The sequence below is a fragment of the Spirosoma lacussanchae genome (assembly GCF_005870035.1).
Lineage (GTDB): Bacteria > Bacteroidota > Bacteroidia > Cytophagales > Spirosomataceae > Spirosoma > Spirosoma lacussanchae.
In genome coordinates, this window is sequence record NZ_SWJG01000002.1 from 238,010 (window position 1) to 254,929 (window position 16,920).

The 16,920-nt window shown below is 56.6% G+C and carries 15 protein-coding genes; 10 read left to right on the forward strand and 5 right to left on the reverse strand.

Going from position 1 to position 16,920, the window contains the following annotated elements; translation table 11 throughout:
* Window positions 1-71: 71 nt before the first annotated feature.
* Window positions 72-1,418: a TolC family protein gene (locus FBR45_RS11385; RefSeq protein WP_138502375.1), complete on the reverse strand. Its 1,347-nt coding sequence runs from the start codon at window positions 1,416-1,418 to the stop codon at window positions 72-74.
* 53 nt (window positions 1,419-1,471) lie between these two features.
* Window positions 1,472-2,107, reverse strand: coding sequence for a TetR/AcrR family transcriptional regulator (locus FBR45_RS11390; protein ID WP_138502377.1), 636 nt, complete (start codon window positions 2,105-2,107; stop codon window positions 1,472-1,474).
* Between the two features lie 308 nt (window positions 2,108-2,415).
* Here FBR45_RS11390 and FBR45_RS11395 point away from each other — a divergent pair, with 308 nt between their 5' ends.
* From FBR45_RS11395 to FBR45_RS11420, 6 genes are all read left to right on the forward strand, one after another.
* Complete coding sequence (locus FBR45_RS11395; RefSeq protein ID WP_138502379.1) at window positions 2,416-3,393, forward strand: type I phosphomannose isomerase catalytic subunit; 978 nt, start codon at window positions 2,416-2,418, stop codon at window positions 3,391-3,393.
* A gap of 108 nt (window positions 3,394-3,501) precedes the next feature.
* Window positions 3,502-4,287 carry an L-fucose dehydrogenase gene (locus FBR45_RS11400; protein ID WP_138502381.1) on the forward strand — a complete coding sequence of 262 codons (786 nt, stop codon included), beginning with the start codon at window positions 3,502-3,504 and terminating at the stop codon, window positions 4,285-4,287.
* A gap of 116 nt (window positions 4,288-4,403) precedes the next feature.
* Complete coding sequence (fucP, locus tag FBR45_RS11405) at window positions 4,404-5,786, forward strand: L-fucose:H+ symporter permease (protein WP_077921218.1); 1,383 nt, start codon at window positions 4,404-4,406, stop codon at window positions 5,784-5,786.
* A 5-nt stretch (window positions 5,787-5,791) separates the two neighbouring features.
* Entirely contained in the window at window positions 5,792-6,118 is a 327-nt protein-coding gene (locus FBR45_RS11410) for an L-rhamnose mutarotase (RefSeq protein WP_138502383.1), read from the forward strand.
* Window positions 6,119-6,184: 66 nt separating this feature from the next.
* A complete protein-coding gene (locus tag FBR45_RS11415; protein WP_138502385.1) occupies window positions 6,185-6,922 on the forward strand; it encodes a (Fe-S)-binding protein in 738 nt (245 codons plus the stop codon).
* Window positions 6,923-7,220: 298 nt separating this feature from the next.
* Window positions 7,221-8,585, forward strand: a complete 1,365-nt coding sequence (locus tag FBR45_RS11420; RefSeq protein WP_138503083.1) for a lactate utilization protein B — start codon at window positions 7,221-7,223, stop codon at window positions 8,583-8,585.
* A gap of 65 nt (window positions 8,586-8,650) precedes the next feature.
* On the opposite strand, the gene FBR45_RS11425 is transcribed toward FBR45_RS11420, so the two are convergent.
* Window positions 8,651-9,034: a copper resistance CopC family protein gene (locus FBR45_RS11425; protein ID WP_138502387.1), complete on the reverse strand. Its 384-nt coding sequence runs from the start codon at window positions 9,032-9,034 to the stop codon at window positions 8,651-8,653.
* A gap of 32 nt (window positions 9,035-9,066) precedes the next feature.
* Window positions 9,067-9,495, reverse strand: a complete 429-nt coding sequence (locus FBR45_RS11430) for a tellurite resistance TerB family protein (RefSeq protein ID WP_246082210.1) — start codon at window positions 9,493-9,495, stop codon at window positions 9,067-9,069.
* A gap of 228 nt (window positions 9,496-9,723) precedes the next feature.
* Between FBR45_RS11430 and FBR45_RS11435 the strand changes: the two genes are divergently transcribed.
* The 4 genes from FBR45_RS11435 (at window position 9,724) to FBR45_RS11450 (ending at window position 15,344) form a co-directional block, all read left to right on the forward strand.
* On the forward strand, window positions 9,724-11,664 hold the full coding sequence (locus FBR45_RS11435; protein WP_138502389.1) for a CocE/NonD family hydrolase: 1,941 nt from the start codon (window positions 9,724-9,726) through the stop codon (window positions 11,662-11,664).
* Between the two features lie 220 nt (window positions 11,665-11,884).
* Window positions 11,885-12,598 carry an ATP-binding cassette domain-containing protein gene (locus FBR45_RS11440; RefSeq protein ID WP_138502391.1) on the forward strand — a complete coding sequence of 238 codons (714 nt, stop codon included), beginning with the start codon at window positions 11,885-11,887 and terminating at the stop codon, window positions 12,596-12,598.
* A 3-nt stretch (window positions 12,599-12,601) separates the two neighbouring features.
* Window positions 12,602-14,152, forward strand: a complete 1,551-nt coding sequence (locus FBR45_RS11445; protein ID WP_138502393.1) for an ABC transporter permease/substrate-binding protein — start codon at window positions 12,602-12,604, stop codon at window positions 14,150-14,152.
* 265 nt (window positions 14,153-14,417) lie between these two features.
* A complete protein-coding gene (locus FBR45_RS11450; RefSeq protein WP_138502395.1) occupies window positions 14,418-15,344 on the forward strand; it encodes a hypothetical protein in 927 nt (308 codons plus the stop codon).
* A 17-nt stretch (window positions 15,345-15,361) separates the two neighbouring features.
* On the opposite strand, the gene FBR45_RS11455 is transcribed toward FBR45_RS11450, so the two are convergent.
* Window positions 15,362-16,912: a carboxylesterase/lipase family protein gene (locus tag FBR45_RS11455; protein ID WP_138502397.1), complete on the reverse strand. Its 1,551-nt coding sequence runs from the start codon at window positions 16,910-16,912 to the stop codon at window positions 15,362-15,364.
* Window positions 16,913-16,920 lie beyond the last annotated feature (8 nt).

Below are 16,920 nucleotides of genomic sequence, written 5' to 3' on the forward strand. Positions count from 1 at the left end.
GTGCTGGTCATACTGCCGGTATAAGCAGGAGCGCGTGCTGAAAAACGGGTGAGTGAGAAACTGGGTCCGGCTTATCGGCTGACGAGGCTGCCGGTTGCTTTTTTCCAGTCCAGCTCGGCCGTGCGGAGCCTGACCAGGGTGTTTAGGTAGTTGTTCTGCGCGTCGCGGAGGGTGTTTTCGGCCTGCACCACGTCCGTAATGTCGACGGTGCCTTCCTTAAACTGGAGTTGGGTCTGGGCGTAGACCCGCTCGGCCAAGGTTACCTGACTGCGGGTGGTGCTCAGGTTCTGCTGCTGAACCAGAAACTGGTTGCGGGCGTTGGCAATCTCCATCGAGATCGATTCCCGCACCTGCCGCGACTGAACATCCAGCTGCTGACTGTCAATGCGTTTCTGGCTAAGCTGGGCCTTGCGGGCCAATCCGTCGAACAGGTTCCAGTTGAGCTGAAGACCGACCCAGTAGCCCGGTACGTTTTTGAGGTAGGAGTTATCGCCCCCCACCGCAAAAACCGTACTGTTGGCAACGCCGTAGGCTGTCAGGGTCGGCACGAAGCCCGACTTGATATTCTGCTGCTCCAGACTGTTCAGCGTTCGCTGCTGATCGAGCAGTTGCAGGTCGGTTCGGTTGATGGTGTATTCGTTGGCGGGTGCAACAGGGGTGGTTTCGTCAATAGTGGTGCGAATCGTGAGCGAGTCGGTTTGTGGAATCCCCGCCAGGAACTTGAGCGTGTTGAGCAGCTGATTATACGTAGCCTGCAGTGACTCGATCTGCGTCTGAGAGGAGGTGCGGCTCAGCCGCAGCCGGTCCACATCGACGCCTTTGGCCAGCTGGTTCTGGCGAAGCAGATCGGTAATACCAATCAGGCGCTCGGTAGCCGTAACGTTGCTCCGAAGAAACGCAATCTGCTGGGCCGTTGTCTGCAGATTATAGTAGGTAGCCGACACGTTGTAGGCCACATCTTCTCTGACTTTCTGGGTTTGCAGGGCCGACAGGTCGCGGCTGGCTTTGGCGGCTTTGGTGGCTATCAGCAGCGACTGATTGTACAGCGGCTGAACGGCCTGTACAGTTGTCGACAGATTGTAGGGTAACCCAAACGCCAGCACCTGATACGTACCGTCCGGGCCGCCAAAGGCCGACGCGGGCACGACCTGCCCCGGAATTTTCAGATACCGTTTGTAGTCGCCAGCCAGGTTCACCTGGGGGCGGGCACCTGCTTTCACTTCGGCAATCCGGGCCTCTGTTCTAACCTCGTCGAGCCGCGCCGACTGAACCGAAAAGCTGTTGGTCTGCGCTTTGGCCAGGAGCTGATCGAGCGTGTATTCCTGGGCCCGAACGGACGAGCCAGCGGCCAGCAGCGCAACGGGGAGCCACCACCGGGTCAGCCGTCGGGATCGGGATTTTGATTTTGTTTTAAACATGGCGTATAATTAATCGTTTTAAAAGTTTGTTTAAAATTAGGGCAAAAAAAAGGCTAGGCCTTTTCTGATTCGAATAAGTAATTGGTTACCATGTCGATAACGAGGTTCTTGTGCGCATCGGCAAACTTCGTAAACTCGTCTTCGGTCATGTTCCAGATTTGCGTGGTCATGGGTTTGCTCACGAACAGGAAATGGATATTAGACACCATCATGGTCATGAGGTGCATGGAACTGATGGGTCGAATGGTCCCCTGTCTCACTTCTTGCTGAACCTGTTCGTCGAGCATCGAGTGGTGGAGCACTTTCTGCAGGCCAATCATCTTGCCCATTCGCTCCGGGTTCCGATGTACTTCGTTGAGAATGAAGTTAATCAGGCGGGGGTTTTCGCGCAGCATCCGGAAGTCATGCTCAATCAGCTCGGCAATTTTCTCGCGCAGGCTGATCGGCTTGCTCAAAATGGCCGACATTCCCGTAAAGAAGAACTCGGTAATCTCCTCAAAAATGGTGACAAACAGCTTTTCCTTGCTTCGGAAGTAATAGTTGGTCAGAGCAATGTTGATCCCGGCGGCTTCGGCAATATCGCGCGAAGTGGCCCCGTCGAATCCCTTCTCCAGGAACACCTGCCGGGCAGCTTCCTTGATACGCTCTTCGGTAGACTGGGATGAGAAACAATTCATTGCTTTTTTCATTGGGCAGTCAAAAGTATGTGTTAGTCAAACAACGCGCAATAAGATTGAATAGTTTTTTTAAACAAACATTTAAAATCTTGATTTTGGCTAATTATTCCTCGGCAAATTAATAAAATAAAGATCATAAAGTAGCTATTCTCTAATTCTTTTAACCCTGAAGTTGCCCGTCTTCCATTGAATCGACAAACCCCGTACCTTGCCGGTCCGTTATTGATGCCAAACCCGGCCTCAGAAACGGTAGTCCGATGGCCAGCCGGTCTCCTGACGGGGTTTGGCGCACTATGTATCGTTAATCATAGCTTATTTATATGTATCCGCTTACGTTCGAAACTATTTTCAAAGACAAAATCTGGGGTGGCCAGAAAATTAAAACGGTTTTGGGGAAAGACTTTTCGCCCCTGCCCAACTGCGGAGAAACCTGGGAGGTGTCTGACGTTGAAGGCAACGTATCGGTCGTTCGGGAGGGCGCGCTGAAAGGAAAATCGCTGCGTGAACTGGTGCAGCAGTATAAAGGAGAACTGGTGGGGCAGCGCGTATACGAACAGTACGGCGACCGCTTTCCGTTGCTGATCAAATTCATCGACGCCAACGACGACCTGTCTATTCAGGTACACCCCGACGATAAGCTGGCTGAGCAGCGCGGGAGTGGCTACGGCAAAACCGAAATGTGGTACATCATCCAGGCCGACGAAGGGGCCAGGCTCAACTCGGGTTTTAACCGGGAGGTCAACAAGGACGAATACGTAAAAGCCGTTGCCGATAATACCATTCAGGATCTGCTGAATATTGAAGAAGCCCAGGCCGGCGACGTGTTTTTTCTGCCCGCGGGCCGGGTCCACTACATCGGGAAAGGATTGCTACTGGCCGAAATTCAGCAAACGTCCGATACAACCTACCGCATCTACGACTTTGACCGGGTCGACGCGACAACCGGCCAGAAACGGGAACTCCATACCGAACTCGCCGTCGATGCCATCGACTACCGCCATTACGACCAGTACAAGACCGCCTACGAACGCAAGCAGAACGAGAGCGTCAACGCCGTTAAAAGCGACTATTTTGTCACAAACGTGCTCAATTTCAGTCAGGAAGTCGAACACGACTATACCCACCTCGACTCGTTCGTTGTCCTGATCTGTGTATCGGGCGGGCTGACCGTCAACGCACCCGGTGGCTACAGCGTTTCGCTCAAAATGGGGCAGTGTGTACTGATTCCGGCCTCGGTCCGGAACGTTACGCTCGTTCCCGACGGCGACATGACCGTGCTGGAAACGTACGTACCCTGACGGCGCCGGACACTCCCCGGTTGACCGGGACAGTCATTCGTGCTCATTCAGTAGTTTACGGGCAATCGCTACTTAATGACCACGAATGACTGTTAATTCATTTTGGTAATGAACCTAAATCTTCAGGATAAAATCATCCTCGTTACGGGCGGGGCGAAAGGGATTGGTGAAGGCATTAGCCGGGTGCTGGCGGCCGAAGGCGCCATTCCGGTCATCGTTGGCCGCAACGAAGCCGACAACCTCAAGATGGTAGACGCCCTGCGGGCCGATGGCGGTCAGGCCCATCAGGTTGCGGCCGAACTCAGCCGACCCGATGACTGTCAGCGGGCGGTAGAGCAGGTTCTGACTCAGTATGGCCGGATCGATGGGGTTGTCAACAACGCCGGGGTCAACGACGGCGTCAGTCTGGAGAACGGCTCGTACGAGGCTTTTATGAAATCGCTCCACAGCAACCTGGTCCACTATTATCTGATTGTTCATCACGCGCTGCCCGCGCTGAAAGCCTCGAAAGGAGCCATTGTCAATATTGGCTCAAAGGTGGCGGAGACGGGGCAGGGGGGCACCTCGGCCTATGCCGCTGCCAACGGTGGCCGAAACGCGCTCACCCGCGAATGGGCCGTTGAGCTGCTTCCCTACGGCATTCGGGTCAACTGCGTCGTTGTAGCCGAAAGCTGGACACCTCTGTACGCCAACTGGATCAAAACCCTGCCCGATCCGGATAAGAAGCTGCAGCAGATCGTTTCGAAGATTCCGCTGGAGCGACGGATGACAACCACCGAAGAAATTGCCAACGCGGTGGCGTTCCTGCTTTCGGACCGGTCGAGCCACACCACCGGCCAGCTCATCCACGTCGACGGTGGCTATACGCACCTCGACCGGGCCATCACCGACTAACGGCCGAGCCACGGCGGTTTTCAAAAACCAACCTATATTTGACAGTCTCTGTCGGCTTTGGGCGGCTCTCGCTTCGGGTCGGCGTTCCTGCTTTCTGTATTTCTAAACCCTACCCAATGGCACTCGGACCTTCAACCGAAAACGTTACCCTGAAACCTGGTCAGGCTACCGGTAATTACAAAATTGCGTTTGCGCTGGTCACCAGTTTGTTTTTCCTGTGGGGCCTGGCCAACAGTCTCAACGGATCGCTGATCAAGCAGTTTCAGATTGCGCTCGATCTGAACCGCTTTCAGGCCGGCATTGTCGATTTCGCCTTCTACCTCGGCTATTTCTTCATGGCCTTACCCGCCGGTTATGTCATGCGCCGATTTGGTTATAAGCGGGGTATCCTGTTCGGCCTGCTGCTCTACGGGGGTGGAGCCTTTCTGTTCTACCCGGCCGCCGAGGTACGGGTATACGGTTTTTTCCTGTTCGCCCTGTTTACCATGGCCTGCGGAATTGCCTTTCTCGAAACGGCAGCCAATCTCTACGTAACCGTACTCGGCGATCCGACCAAGGCGGAGTGGCGGCTTAATTTTTCGCAGTCGTTCAACGGCATCAGCATCATTCTGGGACCGATCATCGGGGCGCTATTCATCTTCTCGAAAACGGAGTACACCCCCGAAATGCTCACCGCCATGGACTCGGCCCAGGCCGAAGCCATTCGGGTGCAGGAAGCGCTCTCGGTGCAGGGTCCCTATCTGGCCATCGGGCTGATCATTGCGCTCGTCACCATTCTGTTTGCAATCACAAAAATGCCGGAGGTCGGTGCTGAAGAAGAGCAGGCGGCTGGTAAGATTCCGATTTTCAGCGTACTGCGGCATCGGCAGCTGGCGCTGGGCGTCATTGCCCAGTTCGTAAACGTAGGCGCTCAGGCTACACTCTGGGGCTATTTCGTCGATCTGAAACTGGACTTCTCCCGCGATGGGCACTGGGCGCTGGCCGAAGGCTACATGAACGGCATCAACGCCCTGACCGGGGGCGCATCGGGTGATCTGTCGCCGACTCAGGTGGCCGGTTTTCACGCGTCGTTTGCCTTGCTGCTATTCATGCTCGGCCGGTTCGTCGGCACATCGATGATGACGCGCATCCGACCCAACCAGGTGCTGGCCCTGTTCTCGGCGGGTTCGGTGCTGATGGTCATTCTGGCTATGGTGTCGGGTGGGCTAACGGCTGTTATTGCGCTGAGTTTCACGTATTTCTTTCAGAGTATCATGTTTCCGACCATCTTCGCGCTGGCTACCAAGAACCTGGGAGCCGAGTCGAAAATTGCGTCGTCGCTCGTGATCATGAGCATTGTGGGCGGGGCGCTGCTGCCGCTGGTTGCCGGGGCGCTGTTTGCCAAAGGAGCCGTTTACGCGCTCATCGTGCCGCTGGTTTGTTTTTCGTACATCGTTTTCTACGCTCTCCAGGGGTATCAGGCGCGGGCGTCGGAGGTTGAACACGCCCCCATCGTTTAGTGGCCATGCGATACGCCCTTGCTCTCGACCTGAAAGATGACCCGGCGCTGATTGCCGAATACGAACGCTACCACGAACGAATCTGGCCCGATATTGAAGCCAGTATCCGCGAGTCGGGCATTACGGCCATGGAGATCTACCGGGTCGGAAACCGGCTGTTCATGCTGATGGAAACCAACGAATCGTTCTCGTTCGATGCCAAAGCCGCAGCCGATGCGGCTAACCCCAGCGTACAGAAGTGGGAAGACCTCATGTGGACCTACCAGCAGGCGCTGCCCATGGCGCAGCCCGGGGAGAAGTGGCTGTTGATGAACAAAATTTTTAGTCTGTAAGGCTGGCCTGCCGGGTTCGGTCGCACCAAACGATTTCTTCCGGGCCCGGAGGTTCGGCACTACGGTATGAACGTTGCTTTATTTATTCCCTGCTACGTTGACCAGTTCTACCCGCAGGTAGGCATTGCCACGCTGCAACTTCTGGAGCGGCTGGGGGTGCAGGCTGTCTTCCCCATGGAGCAGACCTGCTGTGGGCAACCTATGGCCAACGCGGGTTGCGAAGCCGATTCGATTCCGGTCTACCACAACTACGTACGGACCTTCGCCGACTTTGATTACATCGTGGCGCCATCGGGCAGCTGCGTGTATCACGTCCGCAAGCATTTCAACATCATTGAGCAGACGCCCGCCGTAAAGCACGTTCGGGAGCGTACGTATGAACTGGTGCAGTTCCTGACCGAGGTGCTCGGCGTCACGAGTGTCGACGCTGAATTTCCGTATCGGGTAGGTCTGCACCAGAGTTGCCACGGCCAGCGGGGCCTGCGTCTGGCCAGTGATTCGGAGATGTCGCCGAGTCGCGATGGTCATCTGAGCCGGTTGCTGAAGCAGGTTCGGAGGCTGGAACTGGTCGAGCTGGATCGGTATGACGAATGCTGCGGTTTTGGAGGAGCTTTCTGTGTGTCAGAAGCGGCCGTGTCGGCCCGGATGGGGCAGGATCGGGTGGCAGATCATGTCAAAAACGGAGCCCAGGTGATTACCGGTGGCGATGTGTCCTGCCTGATGCACTTGGAAGGTATCGTCCGGCGTCAGAAGCTTCCTTTGCGGGTGATGCATATCGCCGAAATATTAACGGCCACTACCTGATCGGTGATGTATTGACCGGCCGCCCCGCCGGGGCTTCGTGTCAGGTTTCGGTCCTGGAGGCTATTGACATACCGCACCTACAACGCTATAGGGGCTCTATAAACAGGTACCTATCTCCAAATGTTGTCAGTGTGGTATTGCAATGAATGTCGGATCATTTCTGCTCTGGACACATGGCAGGAAATCAGGCCGGGAAATGCGGTTGCTTTGCCGTAATTTTGGGTAAGCCGAGCCCATGTTGCAGAGGCTCAGGCTGTACCGAATCAGCGAAACTATCTTTTTGCAGAACCTTACTCACATGACGCACGCGCAGGCAGCCAAACGATTTACGGCCGATGTTGACCGCACCACCTGGCACGATGGCGCGCTCTGGTTCGTACGCCAGAAACGCGATCGCATGGCCTATTCGCTGCCTGAATGGGAGGAGCTGCGCGAGCTGGCTTCGCAGATCAAGAATCATACGCTCAGCCGGTTAGACGAGTACCTAGAGGAGTTTGAACGGAACGCAACGGCCAACGGAATTCGGGTTCACTGGGCAGCCAATGCGCAGGAACACAATGAGATCGTGTTGCAGATCATTCGGCAGCATAACGGAAAGCGCCTGGTCAAGAGCAAATCCATGCTGACCGAAGAGTGTCATCTGAACCCGTTCCTGATCAAAGAAGGAATAGAGGTGGTCGATACCGACCTGGGCGAACGGATTATTCAGTTCAACGACGAGCCGCCGAGCCATATCGTACTGCCTGCCATCCATCTTAAGAAAGAGGATGTGGGTCAGATTTTTCACAAGCACCTCGGTACGCCCGAGGGTGCCAGCGATCCGCAGTTTCTGACCGAAACCGCCCGTCAGCACCTGCGCGGGCATTTTGTGGCGGCTGACGTAGCACTGTCGGGGGTTAACTTCGCCATTGCTGAAACGGGTGGGTTTGTCGTATGTACCAACGAGGGTAATGCCGACCTGGGCGTTACGCTGGCCCCGGTTCATATTGCCAGCATGGGCATCGAGAAGATGATTCCCCGGCTCGACCACCTCGGCGTATACACGCGTCTGCTGGCCCGTTCGGCCACGGGGCAGCTGTCAACGACCTACACCAGCCATTTTCACCGACCTCGCCCCGGCCAGGAACTGCACGTCATTATCGTGGATAACGGGCGGGTAGAGCAACTAGGCCGACCGGACTTCCGGGCGTCGTTGAAGTGCATCCGGTGCGGAGCCTGTATGAACACCTGCCCGGTTTACCGGCGGAGTGGCGGCCATAGTTATGACTATACAGTACCGGGCCCGATCGGGTCGATTCTGTCGCCGAATGTCGATCTGAAAAAACACAGTACCCTGCCGTTTGCCAGTACGCTCTGCGGTTCGTGCTCCGACGTTTGTCCGGTTAAAATCGACATTCACGTTCAGCTCTATAAATGGCGGCAGATCATTGGCGGCCAGAAAGCGATGCCAGCCGGCAAACGGGTTGGTATGCAGCTCCTGGCCAAAGTGCTGGCCCGCCCCCGGCTCTACGCCCGGCTCGGACGGGTGGCGCGCCGGATGCTGGCCAGCACGCCCTCCGCGTTGACGCACAACGGTACCATCAACCCCTGGGCCATTGCCCGCGAAATGCCCGAGCCACCGAAACAGAGTTTCCGCGAGTGGTACGCGGCCAATCAGAAATAAGAATCTTTATTCCCCTAATACAACGCGCCAACCAGTCCATAACAGACCGGTTGGCGCGTTGCGGCTTAGTTAATGGGCTGGATCAGCACCTGCCGCTGGTCGGTGGGATTGTCGGGCGATACCAGCTGAATCTGGCTAATCTTCGTTCGTTTGCCATTCGACAGCCGGAGTTGGTACTGCCCGTCGGGCAGGCCGCTCAGGTTGAACGTAAACGGGCTGGAAGTCTGCTGTTTGTCAAGCGTGCTGGCGTACAGGGGCCAGCCGTCCTGATCCGTTATCTGAACCGTCAGCAGGCTGTTGGCAGGTTTATCGATCAGCACCCGTACCCGCTCGGGTTCCGTTTCTACAGCGGCCCCGAACGACCCATTGGCCGACGGACGGAAGTTGGAGAATATGAAAATGGGGCTGGTCAGGAATACCAGCAGCAGGAGAAATTTTATGGTTTTCATGGTTGATACACAATTGATTGGAAAGCGGCCGGTCAAAACCGTCGGAGGTCGCGCCGAAACCGCTTGATGAACTCCTGCTCTTTGGTCGACAGGCTATCATGGGCTTCAGCAACTTGCAGGAGCAGGCTGACAAACTGCTTTTTTAAGGCCTCGTTCAGCGCTTTCCGATTGTCGGAGAACCGGCGCATGGCAAAGGCGTAGGCGGCTTCGACCGGTACGTCGCAGCTGTCGAGCACCGAAAAGGCCTGCAGCGCCAGATGTCCCTGGGGCAGACTGGCCAGAATCTGCTGTACCGTGTCGGACTCTTCACGCTGGATACGGCCATCTACTTTGGTGAGCGCATAGACGGCATTGCCCAGACCCAGATACAAGGTGGCCAGCCGGTCATTGTGGGTGATGGTTTCGGTGATTTCCTGGATAGGGGCCGATCCATCGGCAGGTAGTGTCGGAAGGGATTGCATGTCGATTGTTGGTAAATGAAACAGAACAGACAGCCGGCTCGTGTTAGCCTTGTTGCTTTGCGTGAAACAAAGGTGCGGGTCCCGGTTTAGAGCCGGATTAACCCCATGTTAGAAACCGATTAGAGATGGGGTGTGGCCGGGCCGACGCGCAACGGCTACGGTCATGAAGTCGCGATGCCGACCGAATCTGTATCTTTACGGTTGTTCATCGTTAACCCCGTCAACCCCATGAAAAAATGGCTTTACAGCCTGCTGGCGCTCATCGGTCCTTATGCCGCCACGTCTGCCCAGACAACCGCAACCGGTAATTTTGTCCGCGATAATTACCAGAAGTTCGAGTACAAGATTCCTATGCGCGATGGTACCAAACTGCACACCAACGTGTATGTGCCCAAAGATGCGTCGGCTACCAACAAGTACCCGTTTCTGATACAGCGCACCTGCTACAGCGTGGCGCCCTATGGGCCTGATGCGTACCCGGCTGCCGTAGGCCCATCGGGAACGCTGATGCGCGACAAGTACATTTTCGTTTATCAGGATGTGCGGGGGCGCTGGGCCTCGGAAGGAACCTGGACCAATATGACCCCCAACCTGCCCGATCCGGCACCCGCTGCTACGAAAGGGCGTAAGAAAGCACAGCCCGCAGCCACTACCGCCGGAGCACCCGACGAGAGTTCCGATACCTACGACACCATCGAGTGGTTGTTGAAGAACGTGCCGAACAACAACGGTCGGGTGGGCCAGTGGGGTATCAGCTACCCCGGTTTCTACACCGCAGCGTCATTACCCGATGCGCACCCGGCCCTGAAAGCAGCCTCGCCCCAGGCCCCCGTGTCGGACTTTTTCTTCGATGATTTTCACCACAACGGCGCGTTCATTCAGGCGTATCTGTTTACTTACCCGGTATTCGGCGTGCAGCATCCGGCACCAACCACCACGGCCTGGTATAACGACTCGTTTATCAAGACCGGCACCACCGATGGGTTTCAGTTTCAGTATGATCTGGGTCCGCTGAAAAATGCCCAGAAATACTACAAGGACAACTTCTTCTGGCAGGAAACCGTTGAGCACCCCAACTACGATGCGTTCTGGCAGAAGCGCAGTATCCTGCCGCATCTGAAAAACACCCGACCGGCCGTGATGACGGTGGGGGGCTGGTTCGATGCCGAAGACCTCTACGGCCCGCTCAACATCTACAAAACCATCGAAAAAAACACACCGGGGGCCTACAATACCCTGGTTATGGGTCCGTTCGGGCACGGGCGGTGGTCGCGCGAGACGGGGCATACGCTGCATTCGAACGTCTATTTTGGTGATAGCATCGCTACCTTCTACCAGCGCAACATTGAAGCAAAGTTCTTTAGCCATTTCCTGAAAGGAGCGGGCGATGGCAAAACCGGCCTGCCCGAAGCGTACCTCTTCAATACCGGTCGTAACGAGTGGCGCACCTTCGACAAATGGCCCGCTGCCGACGCCCAGACCAACGAGTATTTCCTGAATTCGGACGGTAGGCTGGCTTCGAACAAGATCATGGGCTCGGCCGATCCGAGCGGTAATGGCTTTACGGAGTTTGTATCGGACCCCATGAAACCGGTGCCCTATACCGAAGATATTACGACAACGCAGGGCTTTACGCCGTTTAACTACATGTCGGAAGATCAGCGGTTTGCGGGCCGGCGGCCCGATGTGCTGACGTTCCAGACCGATGTACTGACCGAAGACCTGACGCTGGGGGGCGAAATCATGGCCAAACTGAAAGTGAGCACCACCGGTACCGATGCCGACTGGGTTGTGAAACTGATTGACGTGTACCCGCCCAATGAGCCCAACCACCCCTACATGCCGAACAAAAATATTACCCTGGGTAACTACCAGCAGATGGTTCGGTCAGAAGCCATGCGCGGGCGTTTCCGCAATAGTTTCGAGAAGCCTGAACCGTTTAAGCCCGGCGAAATAACCGACGTGACTTTCCGGTTGCAGGACGTCCTGCATACGTTCAAAAAAGGCCACCGGATGATGATTCAGGTGCAGAGTACGTGGTTTCCGCTCATTGACCGCAATCCGCAGACCTACGTCGATAACATCTTCAAAGCTGAGGAAAAGGATTTCAAAAAAGCCACCCACCGGGTTTACGATAATTCCGTCATCAGCGTGCAGATTCTAAAATAAGCCGGCCCTGGCCGGTAGTTGTGGCGCCGTTTCCCCCCGCTCTGGTTAGACCGGGGGGAAACGGCGTTTTTGCGGGGTTTGTTCACCCTTATGCGCAGCGGCAATCGGTGCGGGTCGAGAAGAGTACCATCATCGGGTGGGTCGACAAATTCACGGTAATGAGGTGTTGGAGGCTGGCCGTTCCCTGTAACTTTACCTCTTGGTAAACAGATGGGCATTTATGATTTGGGTTGAGAATCTCAGCAAACGCTACGGTCCTACGACGGTCGTGGATAACGTTTCGTTTAGCGTAGCACCGGGCGAGACGCTGGTGTTGCTGGGAACCAGTGGTTCCGGTAAGACCACGACGCTGAAAATGCTGAACCGGCTCATCGAACCCGACAGTGGCCAGATTCGGCTGGATGGAACCGACGTGCGGCAACAGGATGCGCCCACGCTGCGCCGACGCATCGGCTACGTTATCCAGGATGGGGGGCTGTTTCCGCACTATACCGTGGCCGAGGCTATCGCTACCGTCCCAAACCTACTTGGCTGGGAACCCGCCCGCATCCGGGAACGCACACACGAACTGATCCGTAAACTACAGCTGCCTGAAGCCGTCCTGAACCGCTACCCGGCCGACCTGAGCGGAGGGCAGCGACAGCGGGTTGGCCTCGCGCGGGCGCTGGCGACCCGGCCCCCGGTGGTTCTGATGGATGAGCCGTTCGGGGCGCTGGACCCGTTTACCCGTCGTCACGTCCGGCGCGAGCTGTTTGGCCTCAGTGAGTTGCAGGAAACAACGGTGGTGCTCGTAACCCACGACGTGGCCGAGGCTCTCGAGCTGGCCGATCGTATCGCGCTCATGCACCAGGGCCGTATTGTGCAGATCGGTCGGCCCGGCGACCTGACGAACCAGCCTGCCAACGATTTTGTCCGCGATTTCCTAGACGTTTGACCCATGCTCGATTTTTTACGCCAGAACGCCGACAAGCTCTTCGAACAAACCCTGACCCACATTGGGCTGACCTTCGTGTCGCTGCTGCTGGCACTGGTGGTGGGTATTCCGCTCGGTATTCTGATTGCCCGTCGGCCGCGGCTGGCCAGTGGTATACTGGGCGTGGCGGGGGTGCTGCAAACCGTACCGAGCGTGGCCTTGCTGGGGTTCCTGATTCCGCTGCTGGGAATCGGCGTTGGCCCGGCGCTGGTGGCGCTGTTTCTATACGCGTTGCTTCCCATTATCCGAAATACGTACGTAGGCATTACGGAGGTCAACCCTACGGTTCGCGAAGCAGCCCGGGGTGTTGGTATGACCAGCCGGCAGATTCTGACCCAAGTAGAGCTGCCGCTGGCGCTGCCGGTCATCTTTGCAGGCGTGCGTACGGCTACGGTTATCAATGTCGGCGTGGCTACGCTGGCGGCTTACGTAGCGGCTGGCGGGCTGGGCGAATTTATCTTCAGCGGTATTGCGCTGAGTAACACCAATATGATTCTGGCCGGGGCCATACCGGCGGCTTTGCTGGCCATCGGGTTCGACCTGGGGCTGGCCGCGCTGCAGCGGCTCAGTGGCCGGAAACTGCGCGTCGGGACACTGGCGTTCGTGGTGCTGGTACCGATTCTGTCGGGGTTTTACCTGCTGCCAATGCGGGGCGATAAGCTGACCGCTGGCTTTGCGCACGAGTTCTACGGGCGCGCCGATGGGTATCCCGGCCTTCAGAAAACGTACGGCCTCCGGCTGCGCCCGCGACTAATCGACCAGAATCTGATGTACGAAGCCATTCATAACCAGCAGGTCGACATCATCAGCGGATACTCGACCGATGGCCGCATCCGGGCTTTCGATCTGGTGGTACTGGCCGATAACCGACATGCGTTTCCGCCCTACGATGCCGCTCTCGTTGTTCGGCAGGCTGCCCTCGACCGCCACCCCGACCTGGGCCCGACCCTCGACCGGCTGGCGGGTAAACTGACCGATTCGGTAATGACCGCGCTGAACTACCAGGCCGATTTTTTACACCAGTCGCCCAAACAGATCGCTACCCGTTTTCTGAAGCAGACGGGGCTCTACAAAGCAAGCCCCCCCGGCAACCGGACCGAAACTGTGGTAATGGGCTCGAAGCTGTTTACCGAGCAGTATATCCTGTCGGAGATTTACCGGCAGCTGATTGAGGGGCATACGCACCTGCGGGTTGCCACGCGCACAGGCCTGGGCGGCACCCAGATCTGCTTCGACGCCCTGCGGACAGGGGCCATCGATTTTTACCCTGAATATACCGGAACGGGGCTGCTGGTAATACTGCAACCGCCCACTGCTATCCTTCAGACCCTGCCGATGCAGGCTGACACGGTATACCGATACGTGAAAAACGCCTTTGCGCGGCAGTACGGCCTGGTCTGGCAACGTCCGCTCGGATTCAACAACAGTTACTGCCTGATGATGCGTCGGGAACAAACGCAGCAACTGGGTATACGCTCAATCGACGAGCTGGTTAACTACCTGAGCAGGGAGTAGGTATTAGCCGCTTAGTAAAAATATTTGTACATGAATGAATAAATTACGAAAACTGTTTTTATCTTTATTTCCCCAAAAGTTACATGATAAATTTATAAGTAGCATACAGCTTTATCTCTACTATACGGTATCTGGGCCTCCTCTTTTTTGGGTAGTTGGTATACATATTCCAGAGGGAAAGTTGAAGAATTTGGTGTGGCTCAACGCGTTATGAAACTCTAGATGAACCCGGTAAAACAGATGTCCAACTCCTCAGCTACTCTTAATGCAAGCCCGTCCTCTTGTCGACGTTGCCGTCAGCGTATATGGAAAGCCATATCAGACCGCCGTCACGTTACTATCGCTGATGCGGTATTCCGGTCAGTGGATCGATAAAATATACATTACAGAAGAACGCAAACAACCCAACGGAAGCGACCTTACTTTACTGCATCAACTGCTTCTGGACTACAATACGGTATACTATACACCCCGGTTTTTTTTGTGGTACGAAGACATTACGAAGAGCTACAAACGCCATCTCTTGGCTTTGCCGGCCTTCCGACATGCCGTTCGGTATCAGTATGCCTGGGAGAAAACCGATAAGTCGTACCTGTTGCTGACTCACAACGATGTTCTCTACCGGGACGATATTGTAGGCGCGTACCTCGAGCGTATAGGCGATGCGGTAGGTATTGGGAAAGTAGGTCAGTGCTGGAACTGTCCGGCCTACAAAGCGCAGAAATGCTGGGGCGGTATGTACGACCAGTACCAGCCCGACTACGCCGAAATCGAGCAGCTCTACCAGACCTACGGAAACGTCCGTAAAACCCCCTTCCAGAAGATCATCTGCGCCGACCATTCCTGGCCCCTGCCCGAATGCCGACTCAACGAGTTTACGGCGCTGATCAACATGCCCCTGGCGCGCCGGGTTACGATGCCGTACGGACCGGCCTATCCACTGGGCATAACCGACGGGGTCGATACGGGCACCAAATGGTTCCGGCAGATCAGCGAGATGGGACTGCGGGCCACCAACTTCGAGTACGATCCGTACGCGCAGCACGGATGGGCCAGCGCCGTTAGTTCGGGCCACCAGTCGCTCTTCGACAAAAGCATGTATGATGCCGAAGAAGAGCGTGCCTATCAGGTGCTGCAGAACGAATACGGACTGGGCACGCCATCGCTGGCGTACGGCAAGACGGTCTCCTGACGGGCTGGCAACGGCAATCAGGGTTGCCTGCCGACCAGCCCGGACAGAAAGTCGAGGGCAGCGGCATCGGGCATCGGCTGGGCTTTTGCCGGCATGTCCAGGATCATGGTCTGTTTGTCGGTGGGGGAAAAAGCCGGCCACTGCGGTAAGCCCCGACCATTGGGGTTGCCGGTCTTGATGAAGTTGGCCCAGTAGGCCGCCATGATGCGGGCCAGGTCGGCATCGGTAGCGTTTAGCGGTCGCAGCTGATGATCGATATACCGGAGGTTATCGTAGGCGTAGGCCACTTCGCCGGTATGAAACGCACCGTAACTGGCATACTGCCCCGTAGCCGGTAGTTTCCGCCGAAACCTGTATATATACACGGTTTTGCCCTGCCCGCTCTCCAGCATGGCCCAGCTGTAGTTCTGCATCCCGAAGGTCAGATCACGCCCCAGGTTCCGCTGCGACTGATCGGCTTCGGCATCGGTATCGGCGGGGTAGTACCGAAGGAGCGTTGTGGCGTCGGGACCGTACCGTTGTTCGGTTTGTTTACGGAACTCGACGGCGGTTTTGATGGGGCCGGGAAGCAGGCCTTCGTCTTCGTTCCAGCCCGTCAGCAGGCTTACGTTGGCCTGACGGCCGGCTGTTACGAGCTCGCCAACCGATGTGGGCAGCACGTAGCCGTCAATGATAGGGCCGCGTACCCCCTGCGCCTTTTGCTGAATCTCGGCGGCTGGGGTAGCCCGCAGCTCCGCCAGCGACGCAGCGCCCAGCGTCTGCATGATCTTCACCCCCGTTTCTTCCGCCGTTTTCAGGGCAATATAGGCGCGGCCTACACCGGCTCCGCTCTGGGCAATGGCTTTATTGAAGAGGTTTTTGGCCAGGGGCGAGGCCACCAGGCAGTTGACGCTCATCGACCCGGCCGACTGGCCGGCAATGGTTACGTTGGCCGGGTCTCCGCCAAAAGCGGCAATGTTCTGTCTGACCCACTGCAAAGCCGCAATCTGGTCGAGCAGGCCGTAGTTTCCCGAAGCGTTTGTTCCCGACTCACGGGTCAGTTCGGGGTGCGCCATGAACCCAAACGCCCCAACGCGGTAGTTAATGCTAACAAACACGATTCCTTTCTGAGCCGTTGCCTCCCCGTCGTAGATGGGTACGGCGCTACCTCCGCTGTTGAAGCCCCCGCCGTAGATCCAGACCAGAACTGGTCGCTTCTCGGTGGCCGATCGGGCCGCTGTCCAGACGTTCAGATAGAGGCAATCTTCGCTGATCGGTTCTTTCGGAATCAGGAATTCGGCGCTCCACATGCTAAACGGGGCCGGGGAACCCTGCATGGGACTAGGCCCGAAGGCGTCGCAGGCCCGAACGCCCGACCAGGGGACAACCGGCTGAGGAGCTTTCCAGCGGAGGTTTCCAACGGGCGGGGCCGCGAAAGGAATGCCTCTGTAGATACGCACATCGCCTTTTTCGTTCGAGGTTCCGCTAATTCGGCCACCGGTTACGGATAGGATAGACGACTGGCCTGCTCCGGGTCGGGCCAGGAGAGTCAGGGCCGCCAGGCAGAGAAAAAAAGAAGTGATTTTCATAGGATCGG